The organism is Pelomonas aquatica, from assembly GCF_026712205.1.
Classification (GTDB): Bacteria; Pseudomonadota; Gammaproteobacteria; order Burkholderiales; family Burkholderiaceae_C; genus Pelomonas; species Pelomonas aquatica.
The window spans coordinates 79,869-101,156 of the sequence record NZ_JAPPUW010000016.1 but is presented as its reverse complement, the minus strand read 5'-3'; the positions used below and the strand labels follow the sequence as shown (position 1 = coordinate 101,156).

The following is a 21,288-nucleotide window of genomic DNA, read 5'->3' as shown; positions in this document are numbered from 1 at the left end:
CTGGTCTCGCTGGTGGATACCCACCAGCAACTCCAGCGTTTTACTTGAACCGCCGGATGCGGACCCGCACGTCCGGTGGTGTGAGAGGGCTGAGGGGGCGACCCCTCACCCTACTCGATTTGGCGTCCGGCCCATCGGCAGTGCCCCACTGGCGGGTGCACGCGAAACGCGCAGGGGGCCATTGCCCATTCAGCATGCATCGTCGCCGGCGGGTGGCAAGGGGCCTTCTCATTCCGGGTAGAGGGTGATAGCCGGGAATTATTGCATCGCGTCAGGGCGTGAAAGAAGCCGCGAAAACGAGACCCCGAAGGCCGCAAACCCGCACCGTCATCCCCTTGTCATGCGACCGCTTCGCGCGCAAACTGGGCTCGTCGATTCCCCACTCCCACCCACCTCCGCTACCCGAAAGACCCTCCCTCCTCCTCCCCTCGTTCCTCATTTTTCCGGTTTCCGTTTTCCCGACCCTTCCTCTGAAAGGAGGCTTTATGAATCTGACGATCAGTGGCCATCACCTCGAAGTCACGCCGGCTCTGCGTGAGTATGTGCTTACCAAGCTGGACCGTGTGACCCGCCACTTCGACCAGGTCGTTGACATCAACGTCCTGCTGACCGTGGAGAAGCAAAAGGAAAAGGAACGCCGGCAGCGCGCCGAAGTGACGCTGCACGTGAAGGGCCGCGACATCTTCGTCGAGAACTCCCACGAGGATCTCTATGCCGCCATTGATCAGTTGATGGACAAGCTGGACCGCCAGGTCTGCCGCCACAAGGACAAGGTGCAGGACCACCACCACGCCTCGGCCAAGCGCCTCGAGGTGCCGGCACGCTGAGGCAGCCCGGCCCAAGCACCACGGCGGCCTGCGGGCCGCTTTTGTTTTTGCGATGCGCAATCCATGGCAATCGGTTGTTGCTGCAGTGCCGCAAAAACCCGCATTCGGGGGCCTGGAGAGGCGTTTTCCACGGCCCTAGGGTCTGCCGCCCACCCCAAAACGGCCCGGGGTTCCATAATCTGCTGCTCTGTGATGACCCATCGCCCGGTTCCGGCCGCGCCCCAACGGCGCCCCCGATGACCGGCCTCCGCCCATGAACCGTCTCGCCGCCATCCTGCCCGCCGACAATGTGTTGGTGAATGTGGATGCGTCCAGCAAGAAACGCGTCTTCGAACATGCCGGCCTGCTGTTCGAGAACCACCACCAGATGGCGCGGGCGCTGGTCACCGACAACCTGTTCGCGCGCGAGCGCCTGGGCTCGACCGGCCTCGGCCATGGCGTCGCGATCCCGCATGGCCGCGTCAAGGGGCTGAAGAACCCGCTGGCCGCCGTGCTGCGCCTGCAGCAGCCCATCGCCTTCGACGCGCCGGACGACGAGCCTGTCGGCCTGCTGATCTTCCTGCTCGTGCCCGAGGCGGCCACGCAGCGCCACCTGGAAATCCTGTCCGAGATCGCCGAGATGCTGTCCGACCGCGAACTGCGCGAGCAGCTCAAGTCCGAGCCGGACGCGGCGACGCTGCACAAGCTGATCGCGGCCTGGGAACCGCTGAAGTCCGTCGCCTGAGCCGGCGCCCCTCTTGAAGCCCACCTCGATCAGTGCAGAAAGGCTCTTCGAAGAGCACCGCGAGGCCCTGCGCTGGGAGTGGATCGCCGGCCACGCCCATCCCGAGCGCCGCTTCGACGAGGCCGCCGTGCGCGATGCGCAGAGCGCGGCCGACCTGGTCGGCTACCTGAACTACATCCATCCCTACCGGGTGCAGATCGTCGGCCGCCGCGAGGTCGCCTACCTCAGCCAGGAGAGCGTCGAGATCCAGGACCGCCGCATCTCGCGCATCGTCACGCTGGAGCCTCCGGTGCTGATCTGCGCCGACGACACCGTGCCGCCGCCGCGCCTGGTGGCCATGTGCGACCGCGCCGAGATCCCGCTGTTCCGCACGACCGAATCCGCCGGCCATGTCATCGACGTGGTGCGCGGCTACCTGGCCCAGCTGTTCGCCAACCGCACGACCCGCCACGGCGTGTTCATGGACATCCTGGGCCTGGGCGTGCTGCTGACCGGCGAATCGGGCCTGGGCAAGAGCGAGCTCGGCCTGGAGCTGATCTCGCGCGGCCACGGCCTCGTCGCCGACGACGCGGTGGACTTCTTCCGCATCGCGCAGACCGCCATCGAGGGCCGCTGCCCCGAGCTGCTGCTCAACCTGCTCGAAGTGCGCGGCATCGGCCTGCTCGACATCAAGGCCATCTTTGGCGAGACGGCGGTGCGCCGCAAGATGCGCCTCAAGCTCATCGTCCACCTCGTGCGCAAGGAGACGATGGAGCGCGACTTCGAGCGCCTGCCCTACGAGCCGCTCTATGAGGACGTGCTCGGCATGCCGGTGCGCAAGGTCGTCATCGCGGTCGACGCGGGCCGCAACCTCGCCGTGCTCGTCGAGGCCGCCGTGCGCAACACCATCCTGCAGCTGCGCGGCATCGACACCTACAAGGAATTCGTCGAGCGCCACCAGCGTGCTATCGACAACGGTTCCATAGATTGAACACGCTGAGCTCGTTCGGCGACATCGCCCGCCTGCTCGTCCTCAACACGGACAGCTACAAGGCCAGCCACTGGCTGCAATACCCGCCCGGCACGACCCGGGTCTTCAGCTACATCGAGGCGCGCGGCGGCAGCCTGCCCTACACGGTCTTCTTCGGACTGCAGGCGCTGCTGAAGGAATACCTCACCCAGGCGGTCACGAGCGATGACGTGGCACTGGCCGCCGAGGTCTGCGCAGCCCACGGCCTGCCCTTCCATCGCGAGGGCTGGCAGCACATCGTCGACGCGCATGCCGGCCGGCTGCCGGTGCGCGTCCGCGCGGTGCCCGAGGGCACGGTCGTGCCGGTGGGCCATGCCCTCGTCACCGTCGAGAACACCGACCCGGCCTGCTGGTGGCTGACCAGCTTCCTCGAGACGGCGCTGCTGCGCGTCTGGTACCCGACGACGGTGGCCAGCCACAGCCAGGCGACGCGCCGCCTGATCGCCGACGCGCTCGAACGCACCGGCGACCCGGCCGGCCTGCCCTTCAAGCTGCACGACTTCGGCGCGCGCGGCGTGTCCTCGCTGGAGTCGGCCGTGCTGGGCGGCATGGCCCACCTCGTGAACTTCCAGGGCACGGACACGATGTCGGCCCTGCTCGGCGCCCGCGCCTACTACGGCGAGCCCATGGCCGGCTTCTCCATCCCGGCGGCCGAGCACAGCACCATCACGGCCTGGGGCCGCGACGGCGAGCTGGACGCCTACCGCAACATGCTCAGGCAGTTCGCCAGGCCCGGCGCGCTGCTGGCCGTCGTGTCCGACTCCTACGACCTTGACAGCGCCGTCGCCAGGCTCTGGGGCGGCGCACTGCGCGACGAGGTCATCGCCAGCGGCGCGACCGTCGTCATCCGCCCCGACAGCGGCGACCCGACCAGCGTCGTGCTGCGCACCGTGCGCGCGCTGGACGCGAGCTTCGGCAGCGACCTGAACGCCAAGGGCTACAAGGTGCTGCGCCATGTGCGCGTCATCCAGGGCGACGGCATCACGCGCGCCGCCATCGCCAGCATCCTCGGCGCGCTGGAGTCGGCCGGCTACTCGGCCGACAACATCGCCTTCGGCCAGGGCGGCGCGCTGCTGCAGCAGGTCAACCGCGACACGCTGGGCTTCGCGATGAAGGCCTCGGCCGCCGAGGTGGGCGGGCGCTGGCGCGATGTCTTCAAGGCGCCCGTCACCGACCCCGCCAAGCGCAGCAAGGCCGGGCGGCTGACGCTGATGCGTCGCGGCGATGCGTTCGCGACCGTGCGCCTGGACTCGCCCGGCTACCAGCAGGCCCTGGCCGACGGTGCGACCGAGGTGATGCGCACCGTCTTCGAGGACGGCCGCCTGCTCGTCGACGACAGCTTCGCGGCCATCCGCGCCCGCGCGGCCGGCTAAGAGGTTGAGAGTCTTTCACCCATGCCCGCCCTGCACGCCAAAACACCCCCGCTCGTCGTTGCAAATGCTCGCCATAGCCCGAGCTATGGCTGTGCTTTGCGCCTAGATCGAGGGCGTTTTGACGCGCCTTTCGGGCACGGCCGAAAAACTCCCAACCTCTGAGTCCCCGGGGCGGCCGGGGGACAATCCGGCGATGGCAGTCCTCTCCCTCACCAACGCCCATCTCGCCTTCGGCCACGTCGCCCTGCTCGATGGCGCCAACTTCGCGCTGGAAACCGGCGAACGCGTCGGCCTCATCGGCCGCAATGGCACCGGCAAGTCCTCGCTGCTGAAGATCCTGGCCGGCCTCGAAAAGCTCGACGACGGCCTGCTGCAGCAACAGCAGGGCCTCACCAACGTCTATGTGCCGCAGGAGCCCGAGTTGCGTGCTGACGCGACCATCTTCGAGTCGGTGAGCGAGGGCGTGGCCGAGGCCAAGGCCCTGCGCGAACGCTACGAGCGCCACGACGAGAACGACGATCTGGCCTGGGTGCAGGAGCGCATCGAGCACATCGGCGCGTGGAACTGGGAGCAGCGCGTCGACGAGACGCTGCACCGCCTGGGCCTCGATGGCAGCCGCCTCGTCGGCAGCCTGTCCGGCGGCCTGAAGAAGCGCGTGGCCCTGGGCCGCGCGCTGGTGGCCCAGCCCGATGTGCTGCTGCTGGATGAGCCCACCAACCACCTGGACCTGGACGCCATCACCTGGCTGGAAGGCCTGCTGAACGACTTCAAGGGTTCGCTGCTGCTCATCACCCACGACCGCGCCTTCCTGGACAACGTGGCCAACCGCATCGTCGAGCTGGACCGCGGCCAGCTGCGCGGCTACCCCGGGAACTTCGCCGCCTTCCAGGCCGCCAAGGCCTACGAGCTGGAGAACGAGGCGCTGGCCAATGCACGCTTCGACAAGCTGCTGGCGCAGGAAGAGGTGTGGATCCGCAAGGGCGTGGAAGCGCGGCGCACGCGTTCCGTCGCCCGCGTGCAGCGCTTGCAGGAGATGCGTCTGCAGCATGCGGCACGACGCGACGTGCAGGGCAAGGTGAGGCTGGACATCGATACCGGCAGTGCCAGCGGCAAGATCGTGGCCGAGCTGGAGGACGTGTCCAAGAGCTACGGCGAGCGCGCCATCGTGCGCGGCTTCACCAGCACCATCCTGCGCGGCGACAAGGTGGGCCTGATCGGCCCCAACGGCGCGGGCAAGACGACGCTCTTGAAGATGATCCTCGGCGAGCTGCCACCCGACAGCGGCACGGTGCGCCTGGGCTCGCGGTTGACGGTGGCCTACTTCGACCAGATGCGCGACACGCTGAACCTCGACGCGACGCTGGCCGACACCATCAGCCCCGGCTCGGAGTGGATCGAGATCGGCACGCAGAAGAAGCACGTCAAGAGCTACCTCGGCGACTTCCTGTTCTCGCCGGCGCGCGCCAACTCGCCGGTGCGCACGCTGTCCGGGGGCGAGCGCAACCGCCTGCTGCTGGCCCGCCTGTTCGCGCGGCCGGCCAATGTTCTGGTGCTGGACGAGCCGACCAACGACCTCGACATCGAGACGCTGGAACTGCTGGAGGAACTGCTGGCCGACTACGACGGCACGGTCTTCCTCGTCAGCCACGACCGCCGCTTCCTGGACAACGTCGTCACGTCCACCATCGTCTACGAAGGCGATGCGCGCTGGCGCGAGTACGAGGGCAGCGTGCAGGACTGGCTGACGCAGTCCAGGCGTGCCGTTGCGCTGCAGGCCAAGGCCGCGCCGGCCGCCGCACCCACGCCGCCGCCCGCGCCCGAGCCGGCCCCGGTGGTCGCGACCAAGCGCAAGCTCAGCTACAAGGAGCAGCGCGAGCTGGACGAGATCCCGAAGCAGATCGCCGCGCTGGAGGCCGAGCAGACCCAGCTGAATGCGCTGATTGCCGGCAGCGAGCTCTACACGCAGGGCGCCAAGCGCATTGCCGAAGTGACCGACCGCGCCGCGGACATCGACGCCGAGCTGCTGGCGCTGATGGAGCGCTGGGAAGTGCTGGAGTCCAGGTGAACGCGCCGCCAGCCTGGAGCCCTCAGGCAGGCTGCAGCTTCTCGAGCGGCACGAAGGCCGTCTGCCCCTTGAGCTGGACGACCGTCTCGCCATGGCGGTGCACGACGTACTGGGCCACATGGACGGCGCCCTGGTAGCGGACCCTGTCGCCCGGCTTGACGACCGGCTGGGGCGGCAGGGCGGGCAGCACCGGCCGCGGCGCGGGCCTGGCGTCGCGCACCCGGCCGTGCAGGCCGGGCGACTGCTTGGCCATGGTCTCCAGCGCCCGCGTCATCTCGGCCTGCAGCTGTTCGGCCGTGAAGGGCTTCTTCAGCAGGAAATGGGCGCCGAGGGCCTGGGCCTCGAACCCGTGCTCGGGTGCGACCTCGAAGCTCAGCAGCGACAGCTGCAGGGCCGGCTGGACTTCGCGCAGGCGCTGGTAGAGCTGGAGGCCGGTCAGCGGCGCCTTCGGGAACCAGTCGGTGATCAGGAAATGGGGCTTGAAGGCCAAGCCCTGGGCCAGCGCGGCCTCGGTATCGGCGCAGCACAGGATGCTGTCGGCGGCGAAGCCGTGGCTGTGCAGCAGCTGGCGCGCGAAGGCCTGCACACCCGCCAGCGCGTCTACAACGAGAAATTTCAAGGGGTCGCTCATGTCCGCATCGGGCGCTGCGGCTGCGGCGGCGCCAGGCGACGGATTGTGCCGGCAGCCATCTGCCGGCCCCGGAGCGAACCCCTGTCGAGCGAGAAATTTTTCGTCGGCTCCGCGCGTGCGGGGCCGGGCCGTCAGCCTTGCAGGCGGCAGAAATCGGCGCGCAGGCCCGACGGCGTGCGCGCCAGGTAGAGCGTCTGGGCAGGGCCGCCTTCCCGCGTGAGCGTGAGCAGCGCGTCGCCCAGGCCCGCGGGCAACGGGCCGGCAAAGCTCAGGCTGAACTGCTCGCCGGCCTGAGGGCCGGGCCGGGGCGTGGCCGCCCGCAGCGTGACGGCATGCCCGTCGACCTCGAAGCGCTGGCCGACATGGGCCTGCCAGCTCGCCAGCCCGGCCTGCTCGCCCAGGCTGGGGCGCACGCCGGCCAGCGCGGCAGGGGTGCCGGCACCGGCAACGATGGCGGTGGCGCCGCCCTTCAGGAAATCGCGCTTGTTGATCATGGCGGGCACTCCTCGGTGGTGGGGCGGCGGGCGGGCCGGCGCATGGCCTGGTGCAGGCCTTCGGGCTCGCCATCGGCGACGAAGCCCAGCCGCTCGTAGAGCCGCCGGGCGGGGTTGTGGATCTCGACGTGGATGCCCAGAGACTGGCGGCGCCCGTCGGCCTCGCGCGCCAGCGCCTGCAGGCAGCGCGTGCCGATGCCGCGCCCGCGCCAGGCGGGCAGCAGCGCGATGTCGAGCACATGCAGGGCTTCGGGCCGGCGGTCGACCCAGAGCCGGCCGGCCACTTCGCCGTCGCCCGCGAGGATGAGCTGGCAGACCGCCCGCGGGAAATGCTGCCGGTAGTGCTGCTGCTGGGCGCGATGCTGCATCGCGACGAAGCGTTCGCACTGCTCGGCCGGCCAGCCGGTCAGCGCCAGTTCGTCGGCGCGCGTGCCGGCGTAGATGGCGAGCTGCCAGGCCTCGTCGGCCGGCGTCGCGACGCGCAAGCGGCAGTCGTCCATGGGGGTGGGCTCAGCTGCGCGCCGGGTATACGCCCTGCAGCGCGATGCAGAAGTTCAGGCTGAGATAGGGCTGGCGGTTCTCGTGCGGCTGGCTACCGCCGGCGGGGCTGATGGCGGTGCCCGCCATGAGCGTCGTCGGCCCCGGCGCGTGGTAAACATTGCCGCCGCCGTTGGCCGTCGGGGCCATCACATTGCCGGCCGGGCTCGTCGATGCCGGCGTGAGGCCGGCCATCAGGCCATGGGTGTGGACGGGCATCTCGGAAGCCAGCAGCGACACCGTGGCCTCGCCGTCGACCTCGCCAAGGAATCTCTGGCTCAGGCCTGCACCCTGTCCCGCGCCCATCGCGAAAGAGCCGCCCAAGTTGGGCAGCGCGAAGTTGGACGTGCCATTGCCGCCGTAGGTGGTGCCCAGCAGCGAGAACAGCGCGGTGTTCTGGCTGATCGGCATCAGCTGTCCATCGCAGGCGGCCCAGCCCTTGGGCGCGAAATTGAACGGCAGGACGCGAATCTCGGCGAGAAAGGGGTTGGACATGTCGCGCTCCTCAGGACTGGGACGGGAAGATGCCGAACAGCGAAATGATGTAGCTCACCGCCACCGTCGGCGCCATGTTGTCGTGGGGCTGCGAGCCGCCGGCCATGCCGACGCCGACCGCGGCCATCGGCGTCGACGCGGCCGCGGTGTCGTAGCTGGCGAAGCTGGTGGTCGCGAGCAGGGCGCCGCCGGGCGAAGTGCCGATGGCGGCGGCCGAGCTGGCGAGCATGGCATGCGTGTGCTGTGGGGTCTGGCCGGATGTCAGCGTGACGGTCTCTGAGCCCCCCTTCTCGCCGATGACGTGGCCCTGGCCCATATGCACCGGGATGCGGCCGGCCAGGTTCGGCAGCGCGAAATTGGATTGGCCATCCCCGCCATAGGTCGTGCCGACCAGCTGGAACAGCGTCGGGTTTTCTGAGATGGCCAGCAACTGGCCCTGGCAGAACGCCCACCCGACGGGCGCGAAGTTGCCGGCAAAGAGGCGGATCTCGCCAACGTAGGGGCTGGACATCGCGGTCTCCTCGTTCAGTTCTGGCTGGGGAAGATGCCTTGCAGCGCGATGATCCACATCAGCACGGTGTAGGGCTGCATGTTCTGGTGGGGCTGGCTGCCGCCGATCGAGGTCAGTGAACTGCTGCCCATCACCGTGTCATTGCCGACCGGCGCGTAGCGGTTCATGCCGCCACGCGGTTTTGCAGCCGGCAGCGCGCCGCCCGGCACGCTGGCATTGGCGATGTCGGCGCTGGCCGTCAGCGTGTGCGTGTGCGTCGGCAACTGGCTGCTGTTCAGCGTCACGGTTTCGGCGCCGGCTTTCTGGCCCAGCACGACGCCGTTGCCGCGGTGCAGCGGCGCCCGGCCCTGCAGGTCGGGCAGCGAGAAGGTTCTCATGCCGTCGCCGCCATAGGTGGTGCCCAGCAGCGAGAACAGCGCCTGGTTCTGGTTGATGGGCAGGAGCTGGCCGTTGCACAGCGCCCAGCCCTTGGGCGGGAAGTTGAAGCTCGCGAGCTTGAGTTCGCCGAGGAAGGGTTCAGACATGGCGGTGTCTCCTAGCCGAACACGGCTTCGTAATGCAGGCCGGCGGCCGTGCGGGCCACAGGCACCAGGAAGAGGTCCATCGCGTCGAGCTGCGGGTGCTCGAGCCGGTAGATGCGCTGCGGCAGTGCCGGCTCGGCCGCGGCCTCGAAGGTCAGGCTGAAGGACTGCGCGCCGCCGCGGCCGGCACTGGCGTCGATGAGCTGGGCCGGCAGTTCGGCCGCATCGTCCAGTCGCAGCGTGAAGCGGCTGCCCACCAGCGGCGCGAAGCGCGCCAGCGTGAAGGCGGCTTCAGGCACGGCGCCGCGCCGCGCCGGCGCCCAGGGCAGCGATGGCGAATAGCGCCAGCGTGGCCGGCTCAGGCAGGTTGTTGCCACCGCCAGGGCCCGTGCTGGCGTCTCGCGTGATGAGGTCGATGCGGAAGTCGGCATGCGCAGCGCCCGAACCCGTGCCTCGGTCCTTGAACACGATGTTGTCGAGGTCGAGGCTGACCGTGTGCGGGTCGATGAGGTTAACGAGGCCGGACGCCGGCAACGGGCTGGCCAGGCCGCTGAAGCCGCTGGTCAGGAAATCGTCGAAGGCATAGACGGTGAAGCCGGTGATGATCTTGCCGGCGATGCTGAGGGCGTCGAACTCGTAGCGCGCATGCTCGCCGCCGAGACCGAGGTAGCCGGTGGTGAAGACGGTGGTGCCGGAGTAGCTGCTCACGTGGATGGAGTCGCCGCTGAAGGAGACAAACTCGTTGTCCGCCAGAAAATTGCTGACGGCCCCGCTGCCGCCATGAACCACGGACTGGATGCCGGTGCCGAGATTGGCCGTGGTGACGAGCTGGGACACGCTGATTGGCGTTGCCGTCGGGTCGCCCAGGACGCCACCGGGCGCGATCAGCTTGACGGTGATGTCGCTGACGAAATTGGCCCGGGCCGACATCGACGACAGCGCGAGCAGCGTGCCGAGAGCGGCACCGATCAGGCTGCGGACGGGGGACGAAGCAAGTCGCATGAAACCCTCCCTGGCGTGAACCGAGCCGCAAGTTGACTCGCGGCCGGCCTCGGGCGCTAGGGGCCTGCCCCGCGAACGCGGGGGGAAGAAACTAGGGGGTTGTCGCGCGGCCGCGGAGGTCGTCCACGCACGCGCGCAGCGCGCGCCAGAAGGCCGGGTCCAGCGAGGTCGCCATGTTGATGCGCATCAGCGGGCCGGGGCGGCGCGTGGCGCTGAAGAGGGCGCCGGGCGCGGTCAGCCAGCCGGCGTCGAGCAGGGGCTGGGCCAGGCGCTCGGTGTCGACGCCGACGTTCAGCCAGCCGAACAGGCCGTCGGGCGGCGCGGCCCAGCTGAAGCCCTGCCTGGTGGCCAGGGACGCCACGCGCTGTCGCGCAGTGGCGAGGCGCTCGCGCAGGCGCTGCGCGTGGCGGCGCAGCCGGCCCTGCTCCAGGCACAGCGCGACGGCGCGCTCCAGCACGGGCGAGCTGGTCAGGCCGTCGAGCAGCTTGGTGTCGGTCAGCGCGCGCAGCCGCTCGGGCGCGGTGGCCAGATAGCCCACGCGCCAGGCCGGCGTCAGCACCTTGGAGAAGCCGCTCACATAGGTCACGCGGCGCAGGCCGTCCAGGGCCGCCAGGCGCGGCGCATGCTCGGACGCGAGGAAGCCGTAGCTGTCGTCCTCGACGATGAAGAAATCGTGCTCGTCGGCCAGGCGCAGCAGGCGGTGGGCGCCGGCCAGGTCGAGGCTGTGGCCGGTCGGGTTGTGCAGCACCGACACGGTCAGGTAGGCGCGCGGCCCATGCTGGGCGGCCAGCGCGGCGAGCACGTCCAGGTCCGGCCCGCGCGCGCCGCGCGGCACGGGCAGCAGGCGGATGCCGGCCTGCGTCAGCCGCGCGAACATGATGGCCCAGCCGGGGTCGTCGACGAGGACGGCGTCGCCCGGCTGCAGCTGGCTGCGGATGATGAGGTCCAGCGCATGCGTGGCGCCGTTGGTCGTCAGGATCTGGGCCGGCCCGGCGTGGATGCCCAGGTCGGCCAGGCGCTGGCCGAGGGCGTTGCGCAGGCGCTCGTCGCCGCTGGGGTCACCGTAGCTGAGCTGCACGGCGTGGGCCTGCGCATCGTGCAGCCGGCGCAGCGCGGACTGCAGCAGCGCCGGGTCCAGCCAGTCGGCCGGCAGCGTGCCCAGGCCCGGGGAGCGCGCCGCGTCGGCCTCGAACATGCCGCGGATCAGCGCGGTGGCGTCCATCGGCGCCTGGCGCGGCGCGGCCGCGGCCGCAGCGTGGGGCAGGCGCGTGGCCGCCGCGGGCCGCGTCTCGCGCACGAAGAAGCCGCGCTGGCGGCGCGCCTCCAGCAGGCCGGCGGCCTGCAGCTGGTCGTAGGCGGCGACGACCGTGTGCGGGCTGACGCCGTGCTGGCGCGCGCAGTCGCGCACCGAGGGCAGGCGGGCGCCCGGCAGCAGCAGGCGTTCGCGGATGCGCTGGGCATAGCGCTCGGCCAGTTGGCCCGCCAGGGGCTGGCTGGCGCCGCGCTGCAGCGGCGGATGTGTAGCGGTGGGCATGGCAATACAGAAGCGTGGCCGAACCGGCCGACTGTACTGGTTCTGTATCGGTTGCTGTGCCTAGACTGAGCCCATGCCAGGACTTTCCACATCGGCGATCCCAACCACCAGTGCCTCCGACGCGGCGCGAGGCCTGCTGCTCGGCATCGCCGGCGTCGTCATGTTCGCGCTCAGCATCCCGATGACGCGCCTGGCCGGCGGCAGCGTGCAGGCGCCGCAGCTGGACCCGGCCTTCGTCGCCTTCGGCCGCGCGGCCGTGGCGGGGCTGCTGTCCGTCGCCTACCTCGCCGCCACCGGCGCACGCCGGCCGCGCGGGCCGGAGTGGCGGCTGCTGGCGCTGACGGCGGGCGGCGTGGTCTTCGGCTGGCCGCTGCTGTCGGGCCTGGCCGTGCGGCATGTGGATGCCGTGCATGCGGCCGTCGTGTCCGGCGTGCTGCCGCTGGCCACGGCCGTCATCGCCGCGCTGGTGCTGCGCCAGCGGCCGAGCCGCGGCTTCTGGGCCTGCGCGTTCGCGGGCCTGGCCCTGGTCGTCGGCTTTGCGGCCTGGCGCGGCGCGGGCGGGCTGGAGATGGCCGACGGGCTGCTGCTGGGCGCCGTGGTCTGCGCTTCGGCGGGTTATGTCGGCGGCGCGCGGCTGTCCCGGGGGTTCAGCGCCGAGCAGGTCATCTGCTGGGTGCTGGTCATCAGCCTGCCCATCACGCTGCCGCTGGCGCTGTGGACCCGGCCGACCGCGCCGGTCGCGCCCTCGGCCTGGGCCGGCTTCGCCTATGTGTCGCTGGTCTCGATGTGGATCGGCTTCTTCGCCTGGTATCGCGGCCTGGCGCTGGGCGGCACGCTGCGCGTCAGCCAGGTGCAGGTGCTGCAGCCCTTCCTGTCCATGCTGTTCGCCGTGCCGCTGCTGGGCGAGAAGCTGGACGCGATGACCGTCGTCTTCGCCGCCGCGGTGCTGGCGGTGGTCTGGCTGGGCAAGCGCCAGCCGGTGAATTGATGCAGGAGATGTGCGATGGATGACCGATTCACGACCCGGCTCGCGCCCGGCCAGGCGCTGACGCTGGCCGCCGCGCGCGGGCCGCGCCGCCTGGTCGTGACCCAGGGCCGGCTGTGGGTCACGCTGGCCGGCCAGCTGGACGACCACTGGCTGCGCGCCGGCGAGGGCCTGACGCTGGCCGGCGGCCGGCCGGCCGTCGTCGAGGCCTGGCCCGAGGCTGCCTTCCAGCTGCTGCAGCCCGCCGCATCGCCGCGCGTGCCGCGGTCGACTGGATGCTAGGCTGAGCCCTTTGAAATTCCATGTAACTCCACCATGAGCACCGTCTGGACCCAAGCCCGCCGCGCTGCGCGGATGAACCCGTCGATCATCCGGGAGATCCTCAAGGTCACCGAGAAGCCCGGCATCCTGTCCATGGCCGGCGGGTTGCCGTCGGCCGACACCTTCCCGGTCGCCGAACTGAAGGCGGCCTGCGACCGCGTGCTGACCCAGGCGCCGCGCGAGGCCCTGCAGTACGCCGCCAGCGAGGGCTTCGCGCCGCTGCGCGAGTGGGTGGCCGGGCGCGTCGCGGCGCTGGGCATGCACGTCAGGCCCGAGCAGGTGCTGGTCACCAGCGGCTCGCAGCAGGGCCTGGACCTTGCGGCCAAGGTGCTGTGCGATGCCGGCGCGCCGGTGGCCGTCGAGACGCCGACCTACCTCGGCGCGCTGCAGGCCTTCACGCCCTACGAGCCCATCTACGCCAGCCTGGCCGGCGACGACGAGGGGCCGCGCCCCGAGGCGCTGGCGGCGCTGCCGCACGATGCGCCGGGCACGCGTTTCGCCTATCTGCTGCCCAACTACCAGAACCCGACCGGCCGCGTGATGAGCGCGCCCCGCCGTGCCGAGCTCGTCGACGCGGCGCGCCGGGCCGGCGTGCCCATCGTCGAGGACAACCCCTATGGCGACCTCTGGTTCGACCAGCCGCCGCCCGATTCGCTGTCCAGCCTCTGGCCCGAGGGCTCGCTCTACCTGGGCTCCTTCTCCAAGGTGCTGACGCCGGGCTTTCGCCTCGGCTACCTGATCGCGCCGGCCGAGCTCTTCCCGAAGCTGCTGCAGGCCAAGCAGGCCGCCGACCTGCACACGCCGGGCTTCAACCAGCGCGTCGTCCACGAGGTCATCCGCGACGGCTTCCTGGACCGCCACATCCCGTCCATCCGCGCCCGCTACAAGGCCAACCGCGACGCGATGGCCGCCGCGCTGCGCGAGCACCTGCCGCCGGGCTGCGAGTGGCAGTCGCCCGAGGGCGGCATGTTCTTCTGGCTGCGCCTGCCCGCGGGCCTGGACGCGATGGCCCTGCTGCCGCGCGCGGTCGACGCCGGCATCGCCTACGTGCCAGGCGCGGCCTTCTATGCGCACCAGCCGGATGCGCGCGCGCTGCGGCTGAGCTTCGTCACGCTGACGCCGGCGCTGATCGCCGAGGGCGTCGAGAAGCTGGGGCGGCTGCTGCACGAGGCGCTGGAGGTGGCGGCCGAACCGGCGCCTTAATCGCCGAGCCTGACAGAGAGCTGAAGCCCGCGCCTCGATCCGCCTCCCGGGTTTCCATATCCCCAATTCGTCGCCGCTCTGGCATCGTATGCATGGCCCCCGGCAAAGTCGCCGGGGTGGATTGCATAACGGAGACGAGGCAACGATGAAGCAGATCTTGACCGCAGCGGCCCTGGCGGCGATGGCATGGGGGGCGCAAGCCGCGGAGCCGATCAAGATCGGCGTGGCGGGGCCTTTCACCGGCGGGTCTTCGTCGATGGGCGTCAGCATGCGCGACGGCGTGCGCCTCGCGGCCGACGAGATCAACAAGGCCGGCGGCGTGCTGGGCCGCCAGATCCAGCTCGTCGAGCGCGACGACGAGGCCAAGAACGAGCGCGGCGTGCAGATCGCCCAGGAGCTCATCAACAAGGAAAGGGTGGCCGCCACCGTCGGCTACATCAACACCGGCGTGGCCCTGGCCTCGCAGCGCTTCTACCAGGACGCCAGGATCCCGGTGATGAACAACGTGGCCACCGGCTCCATCATCACCAAGCAGTTCGACGACAAGCCCGAGAACTACATCTTCCGCAACTCGGCCCACGACAGCATCCAGGCGCCGATGATCGTCGAGGAGGCCATCGCCAGGCGCGGCTTCAGGAAGGTCGCCATCCTGGCCGACAGCACCAACTATGGCCAGCTCGGCCGCGCCGACCTGGAGGCCGCGCTCAAGCTCAAGGGCGTCACGCCGGTGGCCGTCGAGAAGTTCAACATCAAGGACGTCGACATGACGGCCCAGCTGCTGAAGGCCAAGGAGGCCGGCGCCGAGGCCGTGCTGACCTATGGCATCGGCCCCGAGCTGGCCCAGATCGCCAACGGCATGACCAAGCTCGGCTGGAAGGTGCCGATGATCGGCAGCTGGACCCTGTCCATGGCCAACTACATCGACAACGCCGGCCCCGGCGGCGAGGGCGCGCGCATGCCGCAGACCTTCATCCAGGAGCCCACCACCCCGAAGCGCCAGAGCTTCATCATCAACTACCTGAAGACCTTCAACCCCAAGAACTCGCGCATCGAGTCGCCGGTGTCGGCGGCCCAGGGCTATGACTCCATCTACCTGCTGGCCGCGGCCATAAGGCAGGCCGGCTCCACCGAAGGCCCCAGGATCAAGGCCGCGCTGGAAGACCTGAAGACGCCGGTGGACGGCGTCGTGACGACCTACAACAAGCCCTTCTCCGCCCGCGACCACGAGGCCATCACGGCCAACATCCCGGTCATGGGCGAGGTCAAGGGCCAGCGCGTCGTCTACGCCTACCCCGACGACTTCAAGAAGGCCTCCGAGGTGCGCGTGAAGGACGCGAACGCCAAGGGGGCCCTCGAGCAGAAAAAGCGCCAGTAAAGAACGGCCATGCAGATATTGACCCAGCTCGTGTTCAGCGGCATCGCGCTGGGCATGATCTATGCCGTCATCGCCTTCGGCTACCAGCTCACGTTCGCGACCAGCGACACGCTGAACTTCGGCCAGGGCGAGGCGCTGATGCTTGGCGCGCTGGTCGGCCTCAGCCTGGTCGGCTGGGGCCTGAACTACTGGCTGATGCTGCCCCTGGTCTGCCTGTTCGGCGCGCTGCAAGGCGCGGTGGTCGAGCGCATCGGCGTGCGGCCGGCCATCAAGATGAAGAGCGAGTTCGGCTGGATCATGTCCACCATCGCGCTGGGCATCATCTTCAAGAACGTGGCCGAGAACGTCTGGGGGCGCGACGACCTGCGCTTCCCGTCGCCGCTGCCCGAGGCGCCGATGAAGATTCTCGGCGCCAATGTGCTGCCGATGGAGTTGCTGGTCATCGTCGGCGCGGTCGGCATGATGCTGGCCGTCGAGGTCTTCAACCGCAGGAGCATCTACGGCAAGGCGGTGGTGGCCACCTTCAACGACCGCGACGCCGCCAAGCTGATGGGCATCAACACCGGCCTCGTCATCACCTTCAGCTACGCGCTGTCGTCGCTGACGGCGGCGTTTGCCGGCGTGCTGATCGCGCCGCTGACGCTGACCGGCGCGACCATGGGCGCCGTGCTCGGGCTCAAGGCCTTCGCCGTCGCCATCATCGGCGGCCTGACCTCGGGCATGGGCATCGTCGTGGGCGGCATCATCCTCGGCGTGGCCGAGACGACGACGGGCTTCTACCTCTCCACCGGCTACAAGGACGTGCCCGGCCTCGTGCTGCTGCTGATCGTGCTGGCCGTGAAACCCGCGGGCCTGTTCGGCAAGACCGCCATCAAGAAAGTTTGATGATGTTGCGGGATGGACCTTTGAGCGAAGCGAAAAGCTCCGTCCTCAACTGGCTGAAAACATGAACATAAAAAACCTAGCGCTGGGCGCCGTGGCGGTCGCCGCCCTGGGCGCGTTCCCGCTGCTGTCGGGCAACCCGTACTACATCCACCTGGTCGAGACCATCATGATCTACGCGATCGTGCTGTTCGGCCTGGACATCGTCGTCGGCTACACCGGCCAGGTGTCGCTGGGCCACGCGGGCCTGTTCGGCATCGGCGCCTACACGGCGGGCGTGCTGATCCTGAAGCTGGATGCGCCGGTCTACGCGACGTTGCCGGCCGCCATCGCGGTGGCGGCCGTGTTCGGCGCGATGCTGGCGCTGCCGGCGCTGCGCGTGACGGGGCCTTACCTGGCCATGGTCACGCTGGCCTTCGGCACCATCATCCAGATCCTCATCAACGAGATGAGCTTCCTGACCGAAGGCCCGATGGGCATCACGCTGACCAAGCCGGCGCTGTTCGGCCACCCCCTCGACGAGATGCAGTTCTACTGGCTGGTCATGGCCTGCCTCGTCGCGGCGCTGGTCTTCGTGCACCGCGTGCTGCACTCCCAGCTCGGCCGCGCCTTCGAGGCCCTGCGCGGCAGCCCGGTCGCATCGGACTGCATGGGTGTCTCGGTCTACCGCTACAAGGTCTATGCCTTCGTCATCTCGGCGGCGCTGGCCGGCCTGGCGGGTTCGCTCTATGCCTATTCCGAGCAGTACATCAGCCCCAACACCTACAACTTCGAGCTGACGGTGATGTTCCTGCTGGCCATCATCATGGGCGGCCGCAAGACCCGCACCGGTGCGCTGCTCGGCGCGGCCATCATCGTCATGCTGCCCAAGCTGCTGGACGACCTGGAGGTCTTCCGCATCGGCGCCGTCGTGCTGGCCGTCATGGTGGCCCTCTCCGTGGCCGTGGGCCTGAAGCGCGGCAAGCTGACGAGGCAGGCCGCCGCCATCCCCGTGGTCGGCAGCATCGCGCTCGCGGCGGTCTCGTTCAAGCTGCAGACGATGACCGACTGGCGGCTGTCCATCTTCGGCCTCATCACGCTGTTCGTCGTCTACTACCTGCAGGACGGCATCGTCGGCTTCGTGCGCAATGCGCTGAACCTGAAGGTGAAGCAGGAGCGCGACCTGACCCAGGGCGCCGCCGCCGCGCTGACCCGCGCCGGCAGCCAGGGCGAGGCCGAGTTGCTCAAGGCCAGCGGCGTGCTGATGCAGTTCGGCGGCCTGAAGGCGCTGAACAACGTCGACCTCGTCGTGCAGCGCGGCAGCATCCACGGCCTGATCGGCCCCAACGGCTCGGGCAAGAGCACGATGATGAACGTGCTGACCGGCATCTACCAGCCCACCGCCGGCACGGTGGTGTTCGCCGGCCGCACGGTCAACGGCCGCACTTCGTCCGACATTGCGCTGTCGGGCATTGCGCGCACCTTCCAGAACGTGCAGCTGTTCGGCGAGATGACGGCGCTGCAGAACGTGCTCGTCGGCCTGCACCACAGCTTCAGCAGCCACCTCGTCGACATCGCGCTGCACCTGCCGCGCTACCGGCGCGAGGACCTCGAGCAGCGCGCCCGCGCGCATGCGCTGCTGGAGTTCGTCGGCCTGGACGTGCTGGCCGGCGAGGAGGCGCGCAACCTGCCCTACGGCAAGCAGCGCCTGCTGGAGATCGCCCGCGCGCTGGCGCTGGACCCGCAGCTGCTGCTGCTCGACGAGCCCGCCGCCGGCCTGACCGCGCCCGACATCAAGGAGCTGCTCGAGATCATCCGCAAGATCCGCGCGGCCGGCGTCACCGTCATCCTCATCGAGCACCACATGGACGTCGTCATGAGCCTGTGCGACCGCGTCTCGGTGCTGGACTTCGGCCAGAAGATCGCCGAAGGCCTGCCGGCCGAGGTGCAGGCCAACGAGAAGGTCATCGAGGCCTATCTGGGCGGCCAGGCGTCATGACGGTGGCCTGCATACAGCGGGCCGAGCGCCGGGCCGCTCCCAAGCCGGCCCGCACTCCCTCGGGGAGTCGGCTGGCGTACCCGACAGCCGGAGGGCTCCATTCATCATGCTGACCATCAAGAACCTCAGCGCGGGCTACGGCAAGGTCCAGGTGCTGCACGGCATCTCGCTGGACGTGCCCAAAGGCCGGGTCGTGACCCTGATCGGCTCCAACGGCGCCGGCAAGACGACGACGATGCGCGCGGTGAGCGGCATGATCAAGCCCAGCGGTGGCGAGATCACGCTCAACGAGCGCCGCATCGACGGCCTGGAGAGCTATCACATCGCCCGCCAGGGCCTGGCCCATTCGCCCGAAGGCCGGCGCGTGTTCGCGACGATGACGGTCACCGACAACCTGCGCCTGGGCGCCTTCCCGCGCTACACGGGCGAGCGGCCCAAGGGCGACATCGCCGGTGACCTGGAGCGCGCGCTCGAACTTTTCCCGCGCCTGAAGGAGCGCCGCCTGCAGCTGGCCGGCACGCTGTCCGGCGGCGAGCAGCAGATGCTCGCGATGGCCCGCGCCGTCATGCTCAACCCCGAGGTCGTGCTGCTGGACGAACCCTCCATGGGCCTCGCGCCCATCCTGGTCGACGAGGTCTTCCGCATCATCGAGAGCCTGAAGGCGCGCGGCGTGACCATGCTGCTCGTCGAGCAGTTCGCCGCCGCCGCGCTGAAGGTGGCCGACTACGGCTATGTGCTGGAGAACGGCCGCATCGCCGTGCACGGCCCGGCCGAGAAGCTGCGCAGCGATCCGGCCGTGCAGGCCGCCTACCTGGGCGGCGGCCACTGAGTTGGACAAGCGAGGCTACCGCCTCAGCTTCGCGGCGGCAGACATCGATGCCGTCGCGGCCCACGCCTTCCTGACCCGCGCCTACTGGTGCGAGGGCATCCCGCTGGCGCTGGTCGAGCGTGCGATCGCGAACTCGCTGTGCATCGCGCTGCATGCCGAGGGCGCGGGCCAGGTCGGCTTCGCCCGCGCGGTCACCGACCGCACGACCTTCGCCTATCTCTGCGACGTCTACGTCCTTGAAGACCACAGGGGGCGGGGGCTGGCCGATTGGATGGTTCAATCGCTGCTCGCTCACCCGGACCTGCAAGGCCTGCGCCGCTTCATGCTGTTCACGCGAGACGCCCAGCCGCTCTACGCCCGCCACGGCTTCCAGCCGCTGGCGACGCCGGAGCGCGGCATGGAGGTCGTGCGGCCGGGTCTCTACCTGACCGCCTCGCCTCCAACCAATGCCTGAACTGCGCCGCTTCGTCCAGGTCGACGTCTTCACCGCCACCCCGCTGAAGGGCAATGCCCTGGCCGTCGTCGTCGACGGCGCCGGCCTCGCCGACGCCGAGATGGCCGAGTTTGCGCGCTGGACCAACCTCAGCGAAACCACCTTCCTGTTGCCGCCCACCGATCCGGCCGCCGACTATCGCGTGCGCATCTTCACGCCCGGCGGCGAACTGCCCTTCGCCGGCCACCCGACGCTGGGCAGTGCCCATGCCTTCCTCGCCAGCGGCGGCGATGCGAAGAAGCCCGGCGAGGTCGTGCAGCAATGCGCCGTCGGTCTCGTGCGCGTGAAGCGCGACGGCGCCCGCCTGGCCTTCGCCGCGCCGCCGCTGAAGCGCAGCGGCCCGGTCGACGCGGCCACGCGCGCGCAGGCCATCGCGGCCCTGCGCATCGCGCCGGAGGCGCTGCTGGACGCGCAGTGGGTCGACAACGGCCCCGGCTGGATGGCCGTCCGCCTCGCCGACGCGGCCGGCGTGCTGGCCCTGCGGCCCGACTTCATCGCGATGCAGGGCCTCAAGCTCGGCGTCGTCGGCGCCCATCCGGCCGGCAGCGAATGCCAGTTCGAGGTGCGCGCCTTCGTGCCCGACCTCGGCATCCCCGAGGACCCCGTCACCGGCAGCCTGAATGCCGGCCTGGCGCTGTGGCTGCAGCAGGCGGGCCTGGCGGGCGACAGCTATGTGGCCGCGCAGGGCGCCGCGCTCGGCCGCGCGGGCCGAGTGCATGTGCGCCGCGATGCCGATGCGACCTGGATCGGCGGCGACGTCGTGCCCCTGATCCACGGCCAGGTGAGGCTGTGATGACCGAAGAACTCTTCCGCGAGGACGCGACGCTGCTGGGCTGCGACGCCACCGTGGTCGGGCAAGGGGAGGGCGGCGTCACGCTCGACCGCACCGTCTGCTACCCGCTCGGCGGCGGCCAGGCGGGCGACACCGGCTGGCTCGTCTCGCGCGAGCAGCGCTGGCGCATCGCCGACACGCGCAAGAGCAAGGAGAGCCCGGGCGCCATCGTCCACCTGATCGACGGCGAGCCGCCGGCCGTCGGCACGCCTGTGCGCGTGGAGGTCGACGCGCCGCGCCGCCAGGCCCACCGGCGCTTCCACACGGCCACGCATCTGCTGTGCGCGCTGCTGCCCTATCCGGTCGACGGCTGCTCCATCACCGAGACCTATGCGCGGCTGGACTTCCACACCGACCAGCCCTTCGACAAGGACGCCCTCCAGGCCGGCCTCGATCGCCTCGTCGCCGAGGCGCATCCGGTCGGCCACCGCTGGATCAGCGAGGAGGAGCTCGACGCCAACCCCGGCCTCGTGCGCTCCATGAGCGTGCAGCCGCCGCGCGGGCTCGGGCGGGTGAGGGTGCTGGAAATCAACGGCGTGGACCTGCAGCCTTGCGGCGGCACCCATGTGTCGAACACGGCCGAGATCGGCGCCGTGGTCGTCACGAAGATCGAGAAGAAGTCGGCCATGACGCGTCGCGTGGTCCTGGGGTTTGCGGGTTGAGGCTG

General features: G+C 70.0%; 24 protein-coding genes. 15 read left to right on the top strand and 9 right to left on the bottom strand.

Features of this window, described 5'->3' with window-relative positions:
• Positions 1–485 precede the first annotated feature (485 nt).
• The 5 genes from hpf to NYP07_RS17275 all read left to right on the top strand — a co-directional run bounded on the left by hpf (position 486) and on the right by NYP07_RS17275 (position 5,998).
• On the top strand, positions 486–827 hold the full coding sequence (hpf, locus tag NYP07_RS17295) for a ribosome hibernation-promoting factor, HPF/YfiA family (protein ID WP_268152645.1): 342 nt from the start codon (positions 486–488) through the stop codon (positions 825–827).
• 253 nt (positions 828–1,080) lie between these two features.
• Complete coding sequence (gene ptsN / locus NYP07_RS17290) at positions 1,081–1,551, top strand: PTS IIA-like nitrogen regulatory protein PtsN (protein WP_268152643.1); 471 nt, start codon at positions 1,081–1,083, stop codon at positions 1,549–1,551.
• A gap of 13 nt (positions 1,552–1,564) precedes the next feature.
• Positions 1,565–2,521, top strand: coding sequence for an HPr(Ser) kinase/phosphatase (hprK, locus tag NYP07_RS17285; protein ID WP_268152641.1), 957 nt, complete (start codon positions 1,565–1,567; stop codon positions 2,519–2,521).
• Positions 2,518–3,933, top strand: coding sequence for a nicotinate phosphoribosyltransferase (locus NYP07_RS17280; protein ID WP_268152639.1), 1,416 nt, complete (start codon positions 2,518–2,520; stop codon positions 3,931–3,933). The genes hprK and NYP07_RS17280 overlap by 4 nt, the downstream gene beginning before the upstream one ends.
• 193 nt (positions 3,934–4,126) lie before the next feature.
• Positions 4,127–5,998 (top strand): ATP-binding cassette domain-containing protein, encoded by a 1,872-nt coding sequence (locus tag NYP07_RS17275; RefSeq protein WP_268152637.1) that lies wholly within the window; start codon positions 4,127–4,129, stop codon positions 5,996–5,998.
• A 22-nt stretch (positions 5,999–6,020) separates the two neighbouring features.
• Here NYP07_RS17275 and NYP07_RS17270 read toward each other — a convergent pair whose 3' ends face one another.
• From NYP07_RS17270 to NYP07_RS17230, 9 genes are all read right to left on the bottom strand, one after another.
• Complete coding sequence (locus tag NYP07_RS17270) at positions 6,021–6,617, bottom strand: response regulator (RefSeq protein WP_268152635.1); 597 nt, start codon at positions 6,615–6,617, stop codon at positions 6,021–6,023.
• A 143-nt stretch (positions 6,618–6,760) separates the two neighbouring features.
• Positions 6,761–7,123 carry a DUF6916 family protein gene (locus NYP07_RS17265; RefSeq protein WP_268152633.1) on the bottom strand — a complete coding sequence of 121 codons (363 nt, stop codon included), beginning with the start codon at positions 7,121–7,123 and terminating at the stop codon, positions 6,761–6,763.
• Complete coding sequence (locus NYP07_RS17260; protein WP_268152631.1) at positions 7,120–7,623, bottom strand: GNAT family N-acetyltransferase; 504 nt, start codon at positions 7,621–7,623, stop codon at positions 7,120–7,122. Before NYP07_RS17260 ends, NYP07_RS17265 begins: the two co-directional genes overlap by 4 nt.
• A gap of 10 nt (positions 7,624–7,633) precedes the next feature.
• Positions 7,634–8,155: a phage tail protein gene (locus tag NYP07_RS17255; RefSeq protein ID WP_268152629.1), complete on the bottom strand. Its 522-nt coding sequence runs from the start codon at positions 8,153–8,155 to the stop codon at positions 7,634–7,636.
• A 10-nt stretch (positions 8,156–8,165) separates the two neighbouring features.
• Positions 8,166–8,666: a phage tail protein gene (locus NYP07_RS17250; protein ID WP_268152627.1), complete on the bottom strand. Its 501-nt coding sequence runs from the start codon at positions 8,664–8,666 to the stop codon at positions 8,166–8,168.
• Positions 8,667–8,680: 14 nt separating this feature from the next.
• On the bottom strand, positions 8,681–9,190 hold the full coding sequence (locus NYP07_RS17245) for a phage tail protein (protein ID WP_268152625.1): 510 nt from the start codon (positions 9,188–9,190) through the stop codon (positions 8,681–8,683).
• An 11-nt stretch (positions 9,191–9,201) separates the two neighbouring features.
• The gene (locus NYP07_RS17240; RefSeq protein ID WP_268152623.1) at positions 9,202–9,486 is read right to left on the bottom strand and encodes a DUF6916 family protein; all 285 of its coding nucleotides are present in this window, start codon (positions 9,484–9,486) and stop codon (positions 9,202–9,204) included.
• Entirely contained in the window at positions 9,479–10,189 is a 711-nt protein-coding gene (locus NYP07_RS17235; RefSeq protein WP_268152621.1) for a PEP-CTERM sorting domain-containing protein, read from the bottom strand. Before NYP07_RS17235 ends, NYP07_RS17240 begins: the two co-directional genes overlap by 8 nt.
• Before the next feature lie 91 nt (positions 10,190–10,280).
• On the bottom strand, positions 10,281–11,723 hold the full coding sequence (locus NYP07_RS17230; protein WP_268152619.1) for an aminotransferase-like domain-containing protein: 1,443 nt from the start codon (positions 11,721–11,723) through the stop codon (positions 10,281–10,283).
• Between the two features lie 73 nt (positions 11,724–11,796).
• Here NYP07_RS17230 and NYP07_RS17225 point away from each other — a divergent pair, with 73 nt between their 5' ends.
• The 10 genes from NYP07_RS17225 (at position 11,797) to NYP07_RS17180 (ending at position 21,283) form a co-directional block, all read left to right on the top strand.
• A complete protein-coding gene (locus tag NYP07_RS17225) occupies positions 11,797–12,711 on the top strand; it encodes a DMT family transporter (protein WP_268152617.1) in 915 nt (304 codons plus the stop codon).
• A gap of 15 nt (positions 12,712–12,726) precedes the next feature.
• Complete coding sequence (locus tag NYP07_RS17220; RefSeq protein WP_268152615.1) at positions 12,727–12,990, top strand: DUF2917 domain-containing protein; 264 nt, start codon at positions 12,727–12,729, stop codon at positions 12,988–12,990.
• Positions 12,991–13,023: 33 nt separating this feature from the next.
• Positions 13,024–14,232 carry an aminotransferase-like domain-containing protein gene (locus tag NYP07_RS17215; protein WP_268152613.1) on the top strand — a complete coding sequence of 403 codons (1,209 nt, stop codon included), beginning with the start codon at positions 13,024–13,026 and terminating at the stop codon, positions 14,230–14,232.
• Between the two features lie 145 nt (positions 14,233–14,377).
• Entirely contained in the window at positions 14,378–15,607 is a 1,230-nt protein-coding gene (locus NYP07_RS17210; RefSeq protein WP_268152611.1) for an ABC transporter substrate-binding protein, read from the top strand.
• 9 nt (positions 15,608–15,616) lie between these two features.
• Positions 15,617–16,492 carry a branched-chain amino acid ABC transporter permease gene (locus NYP07_RS17205; RefSeq protein WP_268152609.1) on the top strand — a complete coding sequence of 292 codons (876 nt, stop codon included), beginning with the start codon at positions 15,617–15,619 and terminating at the stop codon, positions 16,490–16,492.
• Positions 16,493–16,553: 61 nt separating this feature from the next.
• Positions 16,554–18,467, top strand: coding sequence for a branched-chain amino acid ABC transporter ATP-binding protein/permease (locus NYP07_RS17200; RefSeq protein ID WP_268152606.1), 1,914 nt, complete (start codon positions 16,554–16,556; stop codon positions 18,465–18,467).
• A 106-nt stretch (positions 18,468–18,573) separates the two neighbouring features.
• Complete coding sequence (locus NYP07_RS17195; protein ID WP_268152604.1) at positions 18,574–19,296, top strand: ABC transporter ATP-binding protein; 723 nt, start codon at positions 18,574–18,576, stop codon at positions 19,294–19,296.
• Position 19,297: 1 nt separating this feature from the next.
• A complete protein-coding gene (locus NYP07_RS17190) occupies positions 19,298–19,750 on the top strand; it encodes a GNAT family N-acetyltransferase (RefSeq protein WP_268152602.1) in 453 nt (150 codons plus the stop codon).
• The gene (locus NYP07_RS17185) at positions 19,743–20,582 is read left to right on the top strand and encodes a PhzF family phenazine biosynthesis protein (protein ID WP_268152600.1); all 840 of its coding nucleotides are present in this window, start codon (positions 19,743–19,745) and stop codon (positions 20,580–20,582) included. The genes NYP07_RS17190 and NYP07_RS17185 overlap by 8 nt, the downstream gene beginning before the upstream one ends.
• Positions 20,582–21,283 (top strand): alanyl-tRNA editing protein, encoded by a 702-nt coding sequence (locus NYP07_RS17180; RefSeq protein WP_268152598.1) that lies wholly within the window; start codon positions 20,582–20,584, stop codon positions 21,281–21,283. Before NYP07_RS17185 ends, NYP07_RS17180 begins: the two co-directional genes overlap by 1 nt.
• The last annotated feature ends 5 nt before the right edge of the window (positions 21,284–21,288 follow it).